This window comes from Streptomyces sp. NPDC059534, assembly GCF_042743475.1.
GTDB lineage: Bacteria > Actinomycetota > Actinomycetes > Streptomycetales > Streptomycetaceae > Streptomyces.
Map to the genome: position 1 here is coordinate 66792 of NZ_JBHWAQ010000017.1, position 17046 is coordinate 83837.

Below are 17046 nucleotides of genomic sequence, written 5' to 3' on the forward strand. Positions count from 1 at the left end.
GTGAGCCGTGGAGCGCACGGAGCTGGAGTGGCTCATCCACCTGATCAAGTGCCACGACGCGGAGCTGGCCGAGCTGAAGAAGTTCAGCATGTACTACGAGGGTAAGCAGCCCCTGTCGTACATGGCTCCCGAGCTGCAGGCTGAGCTGCAGGAGACGGTGCGGCAGGTCGTCATCAACTGGCCACGCCTGGTCGTCGACAGCGTCGAAGAGCGGCTCGACGTGGAGGGGTTCCGCTACCCGGCCGAGCCCGAGTCGGATGAGGAGCTGTGGCGGATCTGGCAGGCTAACGATCTCGACGGGCAGTCACAGCAGGGCCACCTGGAGGCCCTGCTGATGGGCCGGGCCTACGTCTTCACCGGCTCCCGGAAGGACGACGCCGACACCCCGCTGGTGACGGTCGAGTCCGCGCTCGACGTGTACGGCGACCACGACCCCCAGACCCGCGAGCTGCGGGCTGTGGTGAAGCGCTGGCAGGAAGGCGACGTCGAGCATGCGGCCCTGCGCCTTCTGAACGCGAACTCGTGGTGGATGAAGGAGAAGGGCCAGTGGATCCCGAACCCTGACCGTGAGCGGGATGACCACAACATCGGCTCGACGCTCGTGGAAGTGCTCGCCAACCGGCCGCGCCTGAAGTGCCAGAACGGCGTCTCCGACCTCGCCGACGTCATCCCGATCTCGGACGCGGCCTGCAAGTCGGCGACGGACATGATGGTCTCCGAGGAGTACCACGCCACGCCCCGCCGGGTGGCCTTCGGTTTCGGCGAGGAGGACTTTGTCGACGCCAACGGCCGCAAGGTCAGCGCCTTCTCGCGGATCATCGGCCGCATGTGGGCGACGGAGAAGGACCGCAAGAACGACGGCGCCGACGTCATTCAGTTCCCCGAGGCGTCGCTGTCGAACTTCCACGAGACGATCAAGCAGCTCGCCACCCTCGTGGCCAGCCTCGCCGGACTCCCGCCGCACTTCCTCGGCTACGCCACCGACAACCCGGCCTCCGCGGACGCGATCCGCTCCGCAGAGACGAGGCTGGTCAAGCGGTCTGAGCGCAAGCAGCGTGGCTTCGGCGATACGTGGGAGCGCGTCATGAGGAACGTCCTGCGCGTCCGGGACGGCAACTGGGACGCTGACGCCCGCGCGCTGGAGACGATCTGGCGAGACGCCTCGACGCCGACGATCGCGCAGAAGGCCGACGCGGCGGTAAAGCTGTTCACGGCAAAGGTCGTGCCGCTCCGCCAGACCCGCGAGGACATGGGCTACTCGCAAGCCCAGATCAACCGCATGGAGGAGCAGGACCGCGAGGCCGCCCAGGACGCCATGGCCCGCATCCTCGCCGGCGACCTTGCCGCCCTGGACATCGGGCCGAAGGCGCCACCGGAACCGGCGCCCAAGCCGGATGAGCTGGCACTCGACTGATGGCCACGCCGACCGAGTCCCGGATGACCGCAGCGGAGCTGGCCCAGGCGTATTACGTGGCGCAGGCCCGCCAGCAGCGCCGGACCTCCGACCGCGTGCAGGCTCTCTGGAATGAGCTGGACCGCCGGGACCTGACCGGCTCGTGGGAGTCCATGGTGGGTCCGCAGATCGTGCGGGCGGTGGCGCTGGGGCAGGCGGCTGCGGCAAGCGGCTCTGACGAGTACGTGGCCGCGGTCGCCGCAGCCGACGGAGGCCGAGTAGACCCGGCTGGCCGGGTGCTGGTGTCCGGCTTCTCTGGCCGCGCGGCAGACGGACGTCCTCTGGATTCACTGCTGTACCTGCCGGTCATCACCACCAAGGAGGCGATCGGCGCCGGGCTCGATGACACGGAGGCGATGCTCCGCGGCCTGACGCAGCTGCTGAAGATGGCGGCGTCGGAGGTCGCGGACGCAGGCAGGCAGGCGACGGGCGTTTCCATCACGGCCAGCAGGACGATCAACGGGTACATCCGGGTGGTCAACCCTCCGGCCTGTGCGCGCTGCATCATCCTCGCCGGCAAGGAGTACGGCTGGAACTCTGGCTTCCAGAGGCATCCGCGCTGCGACTGCGTGCACATGCCCGCCAGGCTGATCAAGCGTGGACGGCATCACCCGGGCGCCTTCGACTCGAAGGCGTACTTCCGGAGCCTGTCGACGGCCGAGCAGAACCGGATTTTCACGATTGCCGGCGCCCAGGCGATCCGTGACGGGGCCAGTATCGGCAGCGTGGTGAACGCCCGCCGAGGCATGTACACCACGACCACCTATGGGCAGCGGGTTGCTGCGACTCGCGAGGGCACGACGCGTCGGGGCGCCTTCTACCGGTCCGAGCGGGCCGAAGCCATAGCGCGTGGACGCGTCCCCGCATCCGGTCGCGGCTTCCGTCTCCGCACCCCCCGTCTCCTTCCTGAGGAGATCTACAGGCTGTCCGCTGGCGACCGTGATGCGGCCATCCGGATGCTGCGGCGCTTCGGCTACATCGGCTGAGGCTCTTTAACTGGCTTGACGCGCAAGGCGCCGGCCTTCGTCCCGCAACGGGAGTACCCATGCAGAACACCCGAGACAGCTGGCTGTCCGCCGCCCATGGCGTGGACTGGTTCCGGCTGACCCGCCACGACGACCCGGACCCGGCTGACCCGCCGACGCCCGCCCCTGAGGCGGACCCGGCACCCGACCCGGCCGATCCGGACCCGGACGGCGCCGACCAGCTCGGAGACAAGGGCAAGCAGGCCCTCGACCGCATGAAGGCCGAGAAGGCGGAGGCCCGCCGGGCTGCCGCCGCGGAGAAGAAGCGGGCCGACGACCTCGCCCGCAGGGTGGCGGAGTTCGAGGACCGCGACAAGACCGAGCTCGACAAGGCCACCGACAAGGCGCAGCGGCTGGCGGAGCAGGCCGTAAAGGCCACCAGGCGCGCTGTCCTCGCAGAGGTGAAGGCCGCAGCGTCCGCCTTCGCCGACCCGGAGGACGCGGCCGCGTTCCTCGACCTGACGTCCTACGCCGACGACGCCGGCGACATCGACACCGAGACCATCGCGGCGGACCTCGAGGCCCTGCTGGAGCGGAAGCCGCACCTGCGGCGGGCGACTCCGGAAGCGCCGAAGCCCCCCGCCCCCAAGCCCGACCCCGGCCAGGGAGCGCGCCCGGAGGCGCCTGCGACCGACTTCCGGACGGCGTCCCGCGCCGACCTCGAAGCGGAGCTCTCGAAGGTCGTACCCGGCTTCCGGCTTCGCGCGTGATCCACGTCCGTGCCCAACTGGGCGACGGCCGCACCTCGATCGAGGTGGACGGTCACGAGGAGCACGCGGAAGACGGGCGGGTCTGCGCCGCCGTGTCGGCCATCACCCAAACCGCGCTGCTCGGCCTCGAGGAGGTCGCGCGGCACCACCCGGACCTCGTGTCCGTCGAGATCACACAGGAGTAGACATGACCACACCGACTGCGGCCAGGCCGTGGTTCAAGCTCGGCCGTCACGACGTGCGGTCGAACGTCCCCGCCGCGATCCGCGCGATGATGCAGAACGGCCTGCTCGACAGGGTCTTCCAGGAGGCTCTGCGGCCCGAGTTCATCTTCCCGGCCATCGCGGACCCCGAGCCCTGGCAGGGCGCCCTCGGTGACACCAAGACCTTCACCCGTAAGGGCCTGCTGGCGCCGGTCACCACGGCGATCACCGGCTCGGACACCTCGGCCGCGACCTACGGCATCGAGCAGTGGTCCGTGACGATGGACCAGTACGGCAATGCCTCCGACACGAACATGCTCAACAGCGCGATGGCTCTGGCGAGCAAGTTCATGGCGGATGTCGAGAACCTGGGCATCAACGCCGGCCAGTCGCTCAATCAGATCGCCCGGAACAAGCTGTACGCCGCCTACGCGGGCGGCCGGACGTGGGGCACCACGACCGCCGGCTCGGACACCTCGATGATCGTCAACTCGGTCGCCGGCTTCACTCACGTCCTCGTCAACGGCGTCCCGACCGCGGTGTCTGCTTCGACCCCGCTCACCGTCACCATCGAGGGTGTCGCCAACACGGTGACCGGCGTCAACACCGGTACCAACACGCTGACCCTCGGCACCGCCCGCGCGGACACCGCAGGCGACTACGTCGTCGCCGCCAACGCGCCGACCACCGTTCGGCCGACCGGCGACACCGCCTACGACCTGACCGGCGCGAACGTCGCCACGTTCGCGATGTTCCGGTCCGCGGTCACCCGCCTGCGCAAGATGAACGTGCCGACGGTGAACGGCTACTACGTCGCCCACATCGACCCGGACACCGAGGCCCAGCTGTTCTCTGACAGCGACTTCAAGCAGGCGCTGCAGGGCCGTGTCGACTCCCCGATCTACACCGACCTGTCCATCGGCCGGTTCGGCGGCATCGACTGGGTCCGCAACAACGAGTGCCCGACGCTCCTCGGCGGCTCCGCCGGCACGGTCACCGTGCACCGGCCGATCGTTCTCGGTGCCGGCGTTCTGGTTGCGGCCCCGTTCGAGGGCATGGGCGACCTGCTCGCGGGCACCGGCGTGGAGGACGTCCCGGACATCGCGATGGTCGACGTCGCCCCGGGCGTCCAGGTCGCGCGCATCGTCCGCCCGCCGCAGGACCGCTTGCAGCAGGTCCTGTCGACCTCGTGGTCGTGGGTCGGCGACTACGGCGTCCCGTCCGACAGCCTGGCTGGCAGCGGCGACGCTGCCCTCTTCAAGCGCGCCGTGGTCCTCGAGCACGCCTGACCGAAGCGGCCACCGGGGCGGATTGCTCCGCCCCGGCCCGTATCAAGGAGATCCCATGCGCGTGAAGGTGCTCGAGACGGGCTCCATCTACTACAACTACGGCATTGTCGCCCTGACTGCCGACGAGGAGGTCAAGGGCGGCCTCGCCCTTCATCTTCTGGAGACCGGCTCCGCCGTCGAGCCTCTGGACGAAGCCGCCAAGGCATGGCGCCCCTCCTCCGAGGAGTCTGCCGACTCGGAGGATCCGGCGGAGGAGGAAGACCCGGAGGAGGAAGGCGCCGACGGCGACGAGCTCGACATCGACGCGACGGCCCCGGACGTCCTCGGCTGGGTCGGCGACGACCCCAACCGCGCCGAGGAAGCCCTGGCGGCCGAGAACGCCAAGGACAAGCCGCGCTCGACTCTGGTCAAGCAGCTGGAGCGAATCGCCGGCGCCGGCGAGGAGTGAGAGGAGGCCGTCGTGACTCTTCCGCCTCTCGCCACGGCGGCCGACCTCGTCGCCGCTGGCGCTACCGGCACGGACGCTGCCATGGACATGGCTCTGCGGCGCGCGTCGGCCCGGGTGAGGAAGTACACCCGTCAGGACATCACTTTCGTGGCTGGCGACACCGTCGAACTCCCCGGCGGGGAACGTGTGCTGCGACTGCCGCAGTACCCGCTCGTCGTCAGCGGCAGCCACCCGCTGACGGTCGTTGAGGTCATCGACATCGGTGGCACGGAGTGGACTGCGCTCGAGGACCGCGACTACTCCCGTCTCGGCAATGAACTGACCCGCGGGTACCCGTGGCAGGCGTCGACCCGCCTGATGGGCTGGCCGTGGAACCGGGCGCAGGGCGTGTGGGCGCCGAAGGTTCGGGTGACCTACTCGCACGGATACGAGGAGGTTCCGGACGACATTGTCGATGTGGTTCTGGACCTGGCCACCATGAACCTGTCGAACCCGGGCAACCTGCGGGCCGATGAGGTCGCAATTGACGATTACCGCCACTCCCGGACCTTCGCCTCCGAGACGATCGGCGGCGCCCGGCTCAGCCGGTCCCACAAGGAAGACCTTCGCCCGTACCGGCGGGCCGCGTTCTCGGTGGCGCCGTCGTGAGCGCCCTCGAAGCTGCTCTCACCGCCGGCCGCCTGGCCGCCGAGGGGCTGCAGCGAGAGACGGTCAGGCTGTATCGGCCAGGGACCGCAGCCTTCGACTGGGACACGGGCACAGACGGCTCGTCCGCGCCGCTGGCGCTCTACTCGGGACCGGCACGCGTGAAGCCCGTCGCACGCTCTCGAGGTGAGGAGGTCGAAGCCGGCGAGGTCAACGTCACCCTCCGCGAGTACACGGTGTCCCTGCCTTGGGGCACTGACGTGAGCGAGAGGCCGGCTGTCGGCGACCTTGTCGAGGTGAGCGCGTCCCCGGACGCCCGCATGGTGGGTCTGCGGCTGTGGGTGACCGGCATCGAATTCAGTTCCACGGCCACAGCGTGGAGGATTTCTGCGGAGGACAGGTCATGACCGAGTTCAACGTCCGCGAACTCGTCCAGCTCGCGGAAGTTCTGGAGGAGAGCCTCGCCGAGGCCGAGCCGCAGATGGTGGCGATCGTGACCCGTGGAGCACTCACCGTGAAGAACGCCTGGCGTTCCAACGCGATCGCGTCGTCCGGCCGGCACGCGCGCCGCTACCCGTACAGCGTCGGCTACGACGTGACGCCGATCCCAGGCGGAGCAACAGCGGAGATCGGTCCGGACAAGGGCAAGCGGCAGGGTGCTCTCGGCAACCTACTTGAGTACGGCTCATCGAAAAACCCGCCGCACAACGACGGCGGCCGGGCGTTGACCGCCGAGGGCCCGGCATTCGAAGCCCACGTCACCGAGCTGGCCGAGCGTCTGGGGCCCGCATAGTGGCCGCCCCGGACATCAAGCCGCACCTGGATGCCGTCACGGCGGCACTGACCGCGGCTGGCCTGGCCGTCGGGGACGGCGTGGCCCCGCCCGCCGCGTCGATCCCGTCGAATGGTGTCTACGTGGTGCTGTACGCCGACCCGGGCCGGTCTATGAGCGAGTCCCTGGCGGACGAGCGCACGGACTTCCTGCTCGGCTTCCAGCTGACCTGCGTGGCCCCGACGGCGGAGAAGGCGCGCTGGGCTGCTCAGCGGGCCCGGATGGCTCTCCATGCGCCCCTGGTGGTGGCGGGCCGGACAGCGTGGCGGCCGGAGGAGCTGGGCGGGCCTCCGGTTCAGCGCGATGACGACGTCAGCCCGCCGCTCTTCTTTCTCCCTGTCCAGTACATCCTGCAGTCCACGTCCTAGGAGATCGTCATGCCTCTGCTCGCTCAGCAGGCCGTCGCTCTGAGCGGCCTCACCCCGTCGTACTCGGCCGCTGTTGCCTCCACCACGGTGACGTGCGGCGAGCGCAGCTTCCTGCACGTCAAGAACACCAACGGCTCGTCCATGACGGTCACGCTGACCTCGACGGCCCGGGTTCGTGGCCAGCTAGTCGCCGACGTGGTGGTCACCGTCCCCGCGACCACGGGAGACAAGATGATCGGCCCGATCACCAGCGACCTGTTCGCCGGAGCCTCGGACGGCACGTGCGCCGTCACCTACTCGGCTACGACGAGCGTCACCGTCGCGAACCTCGTCATCTGACCCCGCTCCAGCACCTCTCGTCCGGCCCCGTCTGGGGCTTTTTTCATGCCCCGAGGAGGGCCGCCCCATGGCTGACCTGATCAACGATGGCAAGACCCGGGTCTACTGGGTCCCGTCCATCTCCAACGTCAACGCCCCGACGACGACCGAGCTGAACGCCGGATCGGACTACACGCAGCGCATCACCCCCGACGGGCTGAAGCTCGACCCCTCCACGGCGGACGTCGACACGTCCTCGCTGGCCAGCACCTTCGACACCAAGACCGTCGGCCGCGTGGGCTTCGACGTCGAGGTGACCTTCAAGCGCGGCGACACCGGCCCCGAGGACCTGCCGTACACGACCCTGAAGTACGGCGTCTCCGGCTACCTCGTGGTGCGCCGCGGCGTCGCCTACGCCACCGCCTGGGCCGCCTCCCAGAAGGCGGAGGTCTACCCGATCACCTGCGGCGAGCCGCAGAACGTGTCGCCCGCCGCCAACGAGGTGATGAAGTTCGTCTCGCCGATGAAGGTGACGTCGGCGCCGGCGACCGCTGCGACGGTGGCCTGATGCCCGACATCTCCGAGATCCTCAAGAAGGCCAAGCGTCGCCAGAAGTCCGTTCACCTGTGCCTCGCCGGCGACCTGGTCGCGGACCTGGAGGCGCTGGAGCGGCAGCTTTCCGAGGCCGGCGACGCCTGGTCGCCGGACAGCCTGGCCGCCACGGACCCTCGCGTGGCGCTGGCGAAGAAGGTGACTGCGGCCCGCGACAAGGTCCGCAAGTCCTACACCGAGTTCCGCTTCCAGTCGCTCGGCGACAAGGAGTGGTCGGATCTCCTCGCAGCGCACCCCGGCAAGGAGAAGGGGCACGGCTGGGATCCGGAGACCTTCCCCAAGGCCCTCATCGCGGCCTGCGCCGTGGATCCGACCATGCTCCCCGAGCAGGTCAGCGAGCTCTTCGAGATCCTCAACGAGGGGCAGCGCGGCGAGCTGTTCCAGTGCGCCTTCGACGTGAACAACGAGGCTCCAGGCATCCCTTTCTCGCTGAGCGGCTCCGGGATCCTGGAAGCCCTCACCGGCGGGAAGTAGAGACCGCACGAGCCTGGGGCGTGCCGCGCAGCATCTTCATGGGGCGCGTCGTCGCCCCGGGCGAGCCCATGTGGCTCGATGAGGACCGGGCCTGGGCCCTGGCGCTGGCTCAGGTCGAGCGCGACTCATGCCCCGACTGCGGCCAGCCATGGTCCGAAGCCTCCAGCAAAGAGCACGAGTTCGCCTACGAGGCGGAGCTGCTGCGCTGCCACGCCTGCTCGACAGGCGCGACGGCACTTCATGCCCTCCAGGAGTCCGGCGGGAGCACCCGCGGCCTGCACGTCTCTGTCACGAAACGGGGGTAAGCCGTGGCTGTCCGTACTGTCCGCGTCCTCCTGACCGGCACCGCCACCCCGTACATCAGCGCGATGCGTGCCGCGGCCGCGACGACGTCGTCGACCGCGGCGTCGATGTCGTCGTCGATGCGTCAGGCTTCGGCGCGGTCGTCAGCGTCGATGTCGGCGATGGGCCGCTCTGCCACTGCGACTGCCAGCCGTGTGGGCGCGGCCATGTCGTCGATGGCGTCCCGCTCTTCGGCTGCCTTCCGGTCGTCGCTGTCGTCGATCCCGGGCCTGTCCGCCCGGGCGTCGGCGGCGTATACCCGCGTCGGCACGTTCGCGTCGGCGGCTGCTGCGCGTGCGTCGGCCCGGTGGTCGGCTGCCTCGGCACGGATCTCCGCAGCAATGTCGGCGTCTGCGGCAGCGGTGTCCAGTGCGTTCGGTGCCATGCGTCTGGCCGCCTTCGCTGCCGGCGCGGCGGTGCTCGGCGTGGCCAACAACGCGAAGAAGACCCTCAAGGGGGTGCAGACTGCGTCGCTGGGCCTGGTCGCGGTGTTCGCTCTGGCGGCTGCTGCGGCGGCCCGCTTCGAGAAGGCGATGTCGGAGGTCCGCGCCGTGACAGGCGGTTCGGCCGCCGACATGAAGCAGCTGGAGAAGGCGGCGCTGGAGGCAGGGCAGGCGACGGTGTACTCGGCCTCGCAGGCCGCGAACGCCGAAGCCGAGCTCGCCAGGGCAGGCATTTCGACAGCGGACATTGTCGGGGGCGCACTGCGCGGAGCGCTCGACCTCGCGGCGTCCGGCCAGCTGGAGCTCGGCGAGTCCGCCATCATCAGCGCCCAGGCGATGAACGCCTTCAAGCTGCGCGGCCAGGACGTCGGCCACATTGCTGATGTCATCTCGGCGGGCGCCGGCAAGTCGGCCACGAACGTCCACGACATGGGTATGGCGTTCAGGCAGGCCGCACTCTTGTCGTCGCAGACTGGCTTGTCGCTGGAGCAGACCGTCGGCACCCTCAGCCTCTTCGCGCAGAACGCTCTGACCGGCTCCGATGCCGGTACCTCGCTCAAGGTGATGCTGCAGCGGCTGGTTCCGCAGAGCAAGGAAGCCGCTGCGACGATGGAGCAGATCGGCCTCAAAGCGTATGACGCCAACGGGCAGTTCATCGGCCTGACGGCCCTGGCGGGCAACATGGCCCGCAGCTTCTCGAAGCTCACGCCGGAGGCCCGGAACGCGGCGATGGCGACGATCTTCGGATCGGACGCGGTGCGAGCTGCAACGATCCTCTACGAAGCCGGCTCCAAGGGCGTCGACCAGTGGGTCGGGGCGGTCAATGACACCGGGTACGCCACCCGCGTCGCGGCCACCATGACCGACAACCTGGCCGGTGACCTCGAGCGCCTCAAGGGCAGCCTCGAGACGGCCCTCATCCAGTCCGGATCAGGCGCGAACGCCGTACTCCGCGAGATGGCACAGGCGCTGAACGCAGTGGTTGGCTGGTACTCCCAGCTGTCGCCGAGCGCCCAGAAGTCGCTGACTGTCATGGCGGGCCTGCTCGGCGTGCTCGGCCTGGTCGGGTCGAGCCTTCTGCTGATGCTGCCCCGCATCATGGCCGTCCGCACCGAGCTGGTCGCGCTCGGCGTGACGGCGGCGCGGGTCCGGACTGCGATGCTCGCGCTGGGCCGCCTGAGCCTGGTCGTGATGGGTATCGCCGCAGTCAGCTACGGCGTCAACAAGCTCACGGAGGGACTCCGTGAAGCCCCTCCGAACGCGACCCGCCTCTCCAACGCACTGGTCGACCTGGCCCAGAAGGGCAAGGCGTCGGGCGAGCTGACGAAGGCTTTCGGCGACAACCTCGACGGCTTCGGGGAGGCCGTGGCGCGTATCGCGCACCCTGGCAACCTCGACCGCGTCAGTGACTTCTTCTCCGAGCTGGACGCCTTTGGCCCGGACGGCTTCGGTGACCTGATCGCTGCCCGCGACAAGGTCAAGGCCCTCGACGAGGCACTCGCTGGCCTGGTGCAGGGCGGCGCCACGAAGGAAGCAGCTGCGGCCTTCGCACAGATGGCGGCCGAAGCCGAAAAGCAGGGGACAAGCACGGCCAAGCTCCGCACGCTGCTGCCGCAGTACGGGGAGGCCCTGACCGCGCTGGACACCCAGAACAAGCTGTCTGCCGGCTCACAGAAGGACCTCGCCGACGCAACGGGCATGACCGCCGACCAGATGGCGGACACGCGCACCGAGGCGGAGAAACTCTCCGATGCCCTGAAGACCCTCAATGGGGTCGCGATCACCGCAGCCGAGAAGGAGATCGGCTTCCGCTCGGCACTGACCGATCTCACCGAGGCGGCGAAGGAGAACGGCCTCACCCTCGACATCACCACCGAGAAGGGCAGGCAGGTCAAGTCCGCTTTCCTCGACGCCGCGCAGGGCGCTATCAGCCACGCCGAGGCGGTCGCCCAGCAGAAGGGGTCCATCGAGGCGGGAAACGCGGTGCTCGCGGCGGACATCGCCCTGCTGCGGAAGCAGATGGAGCAGGCCCACTTCTCCAAGGAGGCGATCGACGGGCTGCTCGGCGCCTACGCCAAGCTGCCGGCTAACGCCTCTACCAACGTGTCCGCACCTGGGGCGACGACTGCCACGGGCGAAATCCAGGCGCTGTATGCGCGATTGGTGGCGTTGCCGCCAGGTAAGACGCTCACGATCAAGGCGCCGACCGGCCCGGCGATCGCCGAGCTGCAGGCCCTCGGCTACAAGGTGGAGCGTCTCCCGAAGGGCCAGGTCAAGATCACCGCGCCAACCGGCACGGCGATCTCATCCCTGGACGCCCTCAAGGCCCGGGTCGACGTCCTCGACGGCAGGGTCATCGACATCACCACCCATTACCGCGCGACCGGCAGCCCGTACCCGCCTTCGGGCGGCCGGGCGAACCGCGAGGCGGACGGCGGACGTATCCGCGGGTACGCGGGCGGCGGTGACGTGCAGTGGATGCCGTTCGGCGGGATGGTCTTCGGGCCGGGAACGCCGACGTCGGACAGTGTCCCCACGTGGCTCTCGCGCGACGAGTACGTCATCAAGGCCGCATCCGTGCGCAAGTACGGGGCCCACCTCTTCGACGCTCTGAACGCCGGCAGGTTCGCCTCCGGTGGACCGGTGTCGTACACGCCGACCCAGGCACCGATGCTCCGGACGCCGGGGGACATCAAGGGCCAGTACGACGACCTCGTGAAGCGCCTGGCCGCAGCCTGGTCGACTCTCAACAAGGCGATGGCGACCAGCAAGGACAAGGCGCGGGCTCTGCGTGACGCGGAGGCGAACCTGCAGCGCGTTCGCTCGACCAAGAAGCACACCGCGAACCAGCTGCTTGCCGCAGAGAAGAAGCTGCGGGATGCCCGGCTCGCCTCGGCGAAGGCTGCCGCTGCGGTCACCTCCGCCCGGGGCCAGGTCTTCAATCTGGACAAGGCGCTGGGCCTGGCGAAGGGAGCCGCGACCCCGAAGGGCTTCAGTCTGGGCAGCTACGGCAAGCTGCTCGGCGAATCGCTGAAGCAGACGGCCGCGTGGCGTCGCGATCTGGGTCGCATCCAGGCCCGTGGCGGCACTCAGGTCCGGGACATCCTCGAGCAGATGGGCGAGGACGGCTACGCGCTTGTCGGCAAGCTGGCCCACGCCAGCGACAAGCAGTTCAAGGACATCGTCGCCAAGCTGAAGGCGACGGCCGGCGTGGCGTCCGCCAGCCTGGCGGATTTCACCAGCCAGGTGTCCGGGGCAAACAAGGTCAACGCGCAGTTCTCTTCCGACCTGCAGACCCTCGCCGCGCGCGGGTACGGCGACCTCGCCCAGGCCCTCGCCGGCCTGGGCGGCGAGGAAGCGGCGGCCCTGGCGCGGCAGGCTGTCACCGGCGGCGCTGCTGCCGTCGTGGCGGCGAACGCCGCGGCGAAGGTGGCGGGCTCGTCTCTGTCCGGCGAGGATCTGACGGCGGCACTCACGCTGCTGTCCGTCCTCCGCGGCGGAACGAACCGCGGGTTCGCCGAGCTCATCGCGGCGGGCCTCGACGTCGGGTCCATCAAGGATCTGGCGCCCCGCATCATGGGCCAGATCAAGGGCCTGCCTGAGGCGAACCGGAAGCACTTCCTGGAGCAACTCGCTGGCCAGGGGCCCTCGAAGGCGATGGCGAGGGGAGGCATTCTCACCGCGCCGGCGACCGTCCTGGCCGCCGAGGCGGGCGACGTCGAGGCGTGGATTCCGATCAACGGCTCAGGTCGCTCGCGGTCGCTGCTGATGTCGACTGCCCGTCGCATGGGCTACGACGCCCGTCCAGCGTCCCAGTGGAGTGGCGGCGGCGGTGCGGCCGCGCCGGTTGTCCAGCACATCACGAAGCACTACGAGGTCCACCTGCACGGGGCGAAGCAGTCCTCCGCCGCGCAGGCTGCGGACATCGCCCGCCACCTGGCTTTCGTCGGCTGAGAGAGGCAGGTGGGCTGTGGGCTACACCCCGGACACGGATCTCGACGGACGCCGCGTCGACCTCGGCAGCGTCTCCCTGGGAAGGGTGGACGCTGCCGGGGTGGCCTGGCACCTGCAGGAGATGGAGGGCTGGGACGGCAGCGAGGTGCGGGCCGAGTACCAGGTCCGCGAGTACGACCACGGCGCCTGGGCCGCCCCGGTGTATCTGAGCGAGCGCCCCATCACCCTTGCCGGGAAGGTGGTGGCGCCGGACCTCATCGCCCTCGATGGGGCGATGGAGCAGCTACGGGCGGCCGCCGCCCTGTCCGCGACCACGCTCACCGTGTACGAGACGATCCCCAAGCAGGTCACAGTCCGACGGTCCGGCAAGCCGCTGATCCGGCCGCTCAGCGACAAGGTCGCCGAGTTCTCCCTGCTGGTCACGGCCGCGGACCCACGCCGGTACGCCACCGTCCTGCAGTCCCAGACGACGGGCCTTCCTGTCACGACGGGCGGCCCGTCGCCGCCTCTGACGCCACCGATCACCCTGTCGGCGTCGTCGGTGACTGGCACGATCAACGCCGAGAACGTGGGGACGATCGACTGCCCGCCCGTCTTCACGATCGCCGGCCCGGTCACGGCGCCACTGATCCTGGTGCAGCAGCCCGACGGCAGCGTCCAGAGCCTCAGCTACTCGCAGGACCTCCAGGCCGGCGAGGTGCTGGTCATCAACTGCAACACGAGGACGGTCGTCCTCGACGGCACGGCCTCGCGCCGCCGGTACCTGTCCGTGCCTCTCGGCTGGCCCCTCATTCCCTGCGGCGGCACGGCCACCATCCAGTTCCAGTCCACGGTCTACGACGCCGCAGCCATGATCACCGCGGAGTGGCGGTCCGCATGGCTCTGAACCTGAGGAGGACCGATGGCTGACCCCGTGTGGGAGGACTCCCTCACCTACACCGGCCTTGAGCTCCGCCAGTCCGACTCGCCGATCGTCATGTCCGACGGCACCGCCATGGGCTCCCGGCCCGGCGTCCGCCCCGGCGACACCGGCCTCACCACCAGCCTGGCCGGCTCCACCATCAACGTCAGCGCCGGCGTGGCCACGCTGTACCGGTCCGGGCAAGGCGTCTACCGGGCAGCGATGCCTGCCTCGACGAGCCCCGGCTCCGTGGCCGCCGCCCACGCGACCCTGGCGCGCATCGACTTGGTGTACCTGCGGGTCTGGGACACCGACGTCGACGCGTCCGGCCTGCGCAAGGCCGAGGCCGTCTACCTTGCGGGCACCGCGGCGGCCAGCCCGGTCGCCCCGACTCCGGCGGGCACGCAGATCTACATCCCGCTGGCGACAATCTCCGTCCCTGCATCGGGCGGCGGCTCGCCGTCGGTGTCGACCGCGGTCCGTCCGGTCACCGTGGCCCCGGGCGGGATCCTGCCCGACACGGCGCTCGCGTCCGGCTACTACACCGGCCAGTACCGCGACAACTCCTCTACCGGCGCCCTCGAACGCTGGGACGGCACCGCGTGGCGCCCCTGGTCGTCCGCAACCCGCGGCATCGCACCGTCCGGATACACGACCGGCACGTACACCGGCCAGTACCGCGACAACACGACCACGCTGTCCCCGGACCGATGGGACGGCTCGGCCTGGACAACAACCGAACAGCCGACCGGCAGCGTCTACAACGCGTCGGCCTCTCTGGCCTCGCACGCCTCAACGTACTTCGCGGTCACCTGGACAGGGCTCCGCTCGTCGAACCGAACGGGCATGTGGTCCGCCGGCAACCCGACCAGGCTCGTCATGCCGGTACCCGGGACCTACCTCCTCGACGGGGTCATCGTCTGGCCGGGCGCCCTCGGCTCGGCCGACGGCCGTGGCGAGGTCCGGGTCAACGGCGCAGCGGTCGTCGACGGCCGCGTGAACATCGGCCGTGGCTCCGTCGGCAACGCGTCCGCGATCATCGGCGGCCGGGTGATCGCGACTGCCGGCGGCCAGTACGTCGAGGTCTTCCTCAATCAGAACACGGGCAGCACCGTGAACGGCCTCATCTGCAACTTTGGCATCACTCGCCTCACCGCCAACACGTCATGACGATCACTTCGGACAGCATGTGCGGGAGCCCCCAGGACCCCCGCCCCTACGAGCTGGTCTGGTACGCGTGCGACGCCACCACCGGCGGCATCGTCGAAGAGCTGCCGGGCCTCACCACGCAGACCATCGGCCGGCGGCTCGGCGCGCCCACCACGTCGTCGTTCGGCCTGTTCCTTCCCAGCGCGCCCGCGGACTGGGAAGCGGCAACCCAAGAGGGCCGGTCCATGCTCCTCGCTGTCGACCCGGCTACCGATACCCCCCTATGGGCGGGATGGGTTCTGACCAGGGACGGCGGCAGCTCCCAGACCGTCGACCTGCAGGCCATCACCTTCGAGGGGTACCTCGACCGGCGCTTCGTCGGCGACCTCACCCTCATCGGCCAGGACCAGGCCACCGTCATCACCAGCCTGATGACGGCCCCGCTGAGCCAGGGCCCCCCGTTCGTCATGGACGCAGTCGCCACCGGCGTCACCATGGACTGGATCTCCCGAGACGGCGACGACCGAACCGTCCTTTCCGCAACGCAGCAGGTTATGGGCATGGACGGCGGCCCCGAATGGACCATCGACCCCATCTGGGCCGACGCCGCCCACACAGCCATCGACCTTTCGGTCCGGGTACGGTCACGGATCGGCAGCCAGAGCGGCGACCCTGAATCGGTTTTTGATTTCCCAGGCTGCATCGCCGCGTACCGCCAGAACGGGTCCTACGAGACCGGCAAGGGTGCCACCGTCGCCATCGCCCGCGGAGACGGCGAGGGCGAATCGCGTCTGACCAGCGCCCCACAGATCGCCACCGAGCTTGAGGCGGCAGGCTGGCCGCGAACTGAGTACCGCTGGACACCATCCAGCGGCATCACCGACCCCGACGAACTCACCGCGCACGCGACCCGCGCACGCAGCCTGATGGGCACGGGCGCCAGCGTGTGGACCCTCGAGGCGACCGCCTCCCGGGCTCCCCGCCTCGGTACCGACTGGTCACTCGGCGACGACATCACCATCGAGATCGCCGAGTCGCCCCGGCACCCCGCTGGCGCCGTGAGGGTCGGCCGAGCCTGGTCCTGGGACCTGGATCCCAGCGGGGACCGGATCAGCCCGATCCTCGTCGAGGAGGAGACGATCTGATGCCGACCCCTGTCGACATGCTGCCCCCAGGTCCCGACGTGCTCATGCGCGAAATCGCTGCGCTCAAGCGCCAGATGCGTGAGCTGATGGCCAGCCGGCGGGCAGAGACCACCACCTTTGGCAGCGGCCAGCTGACCGTCAAGACGCCAAGCGGGACGGGCCTGCTCACCGCTGGCCAGGACCCGGTGAGCGAGCGCTACCAGGTAGCGATGCGGCGCGACGACGGAACCGTCGGACTCGCCCTGTCCGCCCAGGGCCCCGACGAGAGCGACACGAGCGCGATCCTCACCCGCAGTGGCCAGCGCATCCTCTCAGACGACCCCTACGCCGACGACTGGCTCGGACGGCCCTGGATCCCCGTCCCCATGCACGCCAGCGTCGCCTTCACCGCCGGCGCCTGGGCGACGACCCACATGGGCCTATGGCTCGCACAGCACCGGGTCCTGCATCTACAGGCCATGCTGTCCGCCCCCGTGGCCAGCACGGCCCAGCTGCGTTTCACCGGCACGGTCGGCACGGACGGCGCTGTCTCCACCCTCGGCCCCATCGCGACTGTCAGCGGCGGCGACACGCTGATCCAGTACCGGGCGACAGCAGCCGACTTGGGCGTCGTCGAGTACGGCGACCAGATCACCATCCGCCTCGAGGCCCAACGCACCGCCGGGGCCGGCACTTGCAGCGCCGTCTGTATCGGCGTGTGGGGATCCGAGGCGTACACCGCTTCAGAGACCTGAT

The 17046-nt window shown here is 69.6% G+C and carries 20 protein-coding genes; 19 read left to right on the plus strand and 1 reads right to left on the minus strand.

Annotated elements, in window-relative coordinates; genetic code table 11:
* The first annotated feature begins 7 nt into the window (after positions 1-7).
* From ACFVZH_RS20900 to ACFVZH_RS20965, 14 genes are all read left to right on the plus strand, one after another.
* On the plus strand, positions 8-1414 hold the full coding sequence (locus ACFVZH_RS20900) for a phage portal protein (protein ID WP_384898986.1): 1407 nt from the start codon (positions 8-10) through the stop codon (positions 1412-1414).
* The gene (locus tag ACFVZH_RS20905) at positions 1414-2439 is read left to right on the plus strand and encodes a hypothetical protein (protein WP_384898988.1); all 1026 of its coding nucleotides are present in this window, start codon (positions 1414-1416) and stop codon (positions 2437-2439) included. The genes ACFVZH_RS20900 and ACFVZH_RS20905 overlap by 1 nt, the downstream gene beginning before the upstream one ends.
* A gap of 59 nt (positions 2440-2498) precedes the next feature.
* Positions 2499-3188, plus strand: a complete 690-nt coding sequence (locus ACFVZH_RS20910) for a hypothetical protein (RefSeq protein ID WP_384898990.1) — start codon at positions 2499-2501, stop codon at positions 3186-3188.
* Positions 3185-3373, plus strand: coding sequence for a ribosomal-processing cysteine protease Prp (locus tag ACFVZH_RS20915; protein ID WP_384898992.1), 189 nt, complete (start codon positions 3185-3187; stop codon positions 3371-3373). Before ACFVZH_RS20910 ends, ACFVZH_RS20915 begins: the two co-directional genes overlap by 4 nt.
* A 2-nt stretch (positions 3374-3375) precedes the next feature.
* Positions 3376-4680, plus strand: coding sequence for a hypothetical protein (locus tag ACFVZH_RS20920; RefSeq protein ID WP_384898994.1), 1305 nt, complete (start codon positions 3376-3378; stop codon positions 4678-4680).
* Positions 4681-4735: 55 nt separating this feature from the next.
* On the plus strand, positions 4736-5128 hold the full coding sequence (locus ACFVZH_RS20925; protein WP_384898996.1) for a hypothetical protein: 393 nt from the start codon (positions 4736-4738) through the stop codon (positions 5126-5128).
* 12 nt (positions 5129-5140) lie between these two features.
* Positions 5141-5776, plus strand: a complete 636-nt coding sequence (locus ACFVZH_RS20930) for a hypothetical protein (RefSeq protein ID WP_384898998.1) — start codon at positions 5141-5143, stop codon at positions 5774-5776.
* Positions 5773-6180 carry a DUF6093 family protein gene (locus ACFVZH_RS20935; RefSeq protein ID WP_384898999.1) on the plus strand — a complete coding sequence of 136 codons (408 nt, stop codon included), beginning with the start codon at positions 5773-5775 and terminating at the stop codon, positions 6178-6180. The genes ACFVZH_RS20930 and ACFVZH_RS20935 overlap by 4 nt, the downstream gene beginning before the upstream one ends.
* A complete protein-coding gene (locus ACFVZH_RS20940; protein ID WP_384899001.1) occupies positions 6177-6566 on the plus strand; it encodes a hypothetical protein in 390 nt (129 codons plus the stop codon). The genes ACFVZH_RS20935 and ACFVZH_RS20940 overlap by 4 nt, the downstream gene beginning before the upstream one ends.
* Positions 6566-6973 carry a hypothetical protein gene (locus ACFVZH_RS20945; protein ID WP_384899003.1) on the plus strand — a complete coding sequence of 136 codons (408 nt, stop codon included), beginning with the start codon at positions 6566-6568 and terminating at the stop codon, positions 6971-6973. The genes ACFVZH_RS20940 and ACFVZH_RS20945 overlap by 1 nt, the downstream gene beginning before the upstream one ends.
* A 9-nt stretch (positions 6974-6982) precedes the next feature.
* Positions 6983-7312, plus strand: coding sequence for a hypothetical protein (locus tag ACFVZH_RS20950; protein WP_384899004.1), 330 nt, complete (start codon positions 6983-6985; stop codon positions 7310-7312).
* Positions 7313-7379: 67 nt separating this feature from the next.
* Positions 7380-7859: a hypothetical protein gene (locus tag ACFVZH_RS20955; protein WP_384899006.1), complete on the plus strand. Its 480-nt coding sequence runs from the start codon at positions 7380-7382 to the stop codon at positions 7857-7859.
* Entirely contained in the window at positions 7859-8377 is a 519-nt protein-coding gene (locus ACFVZH_RS20960; protein WP_384899007.1) for a hypothetical protein, read from the plus strand. Before ACFVZH_RS20955 ends, ACFVZH_RS20960 begins: the two co-directional genes overlap by 1 nt.
* A 20-nt stretch (positions 8378-8397) precedes the next feature.
* On the plus strand, positions 8398-8682 hold the full coding sequence (locus ACFVZH_RS20965) for a hypothetical protein (RefSeq protein ID WP_384899008.1): 285 nt from the start codon (positions 8398-8400) through the stop codon (positions 8680-8682).
* 122 nt (positions 8683-8804) lie between these two features.
* On the opposite strand, the gene ACFVZH_RS20970 is transcribed toward ACFVZH_RS20965, so the two are convergent.
* A complete protein-coding gene (locus ACFVZH_RS20970; RefSeq protein WP_384899010.1) occupies positions 8805-9104 on the minus strand; it encodes a hypothetical protein in 300 nt (99 codons plus the stop codon).
* Here ACFVZH_RS20970 and ACFVZH_RS20975 point away from each other — a divergent pair.
* From ACFVZH_RS20975 to ACFVZH_RS20995, 5 genes are read left to right on the plus strand one after another with little or no spacing between them, the layout of a single operon-like run.
* Positions 9103-13116: a phage tail tape measure protein gene (locus ACFVZH_RS20975; protein WP_384899012.1), complete on the plus strand. Its 4014-nt coding sequence runs from the start codon at positions 9103-9105 to the stop codon at positions 13114-13116. The genes ACFVZH_RS20970 and ACFVZH_RS20975 overlap by 2 nt on opposite strands.
* Before the next feature lie 16 nt (positions 13117-13132).
* Positions 13133-14002, plus strand: coding sequence for a phage distal tail protein (locus ACFVZH_RS20980; protein ID WP_384899013.1), 870 nt, complete (start codon positions 13133-13135; stop codon positions 14000-14002).
* 15 nt (positions 14003-14017) lie between these two features.
* Positions 14018-15187, plus strand: a complete 1170-nt coding sequence (locus ACFVZH_RS20985) for a hypothetical protein (protein ID WP_384899015.1) — start codon at positions 14018-14020, stop codon at positions 15185-15187.
* Positions 15184-16311 carry a hypothetical protein gene (locus tag ACFVZH_RS20990; protein ID WP_384899017.1) on the plus strand — a complete coding sequence of 376 codons (1128 nt, stop codon included), beginning with the start codon at positions 15184-15186 and terminating at the stop codon, positions 16309-16311. Before ACFVZH_RS20985 ends, ACFVZH_RS20990 begins: the two co-directional genes overlap by 4 nt.
* The gene (locus ACFVZH_RS20995; RefSeq protein ID WP_384899019.1) at positions 16311-17045 is read left to right on the plus strand and encodes a hypothetical protein; all 735 of its coding nucleotides are present in this window, start codon (positions 16311-16313) and stop codon (positions 17043-17045) included. Before ACFVZH_RS20990 ends, ACFVZH_RS20995 begins: the two co-directional genes overlap by 1 nt.
* Position 17046 lies beyond the last annotated feature (1 nt).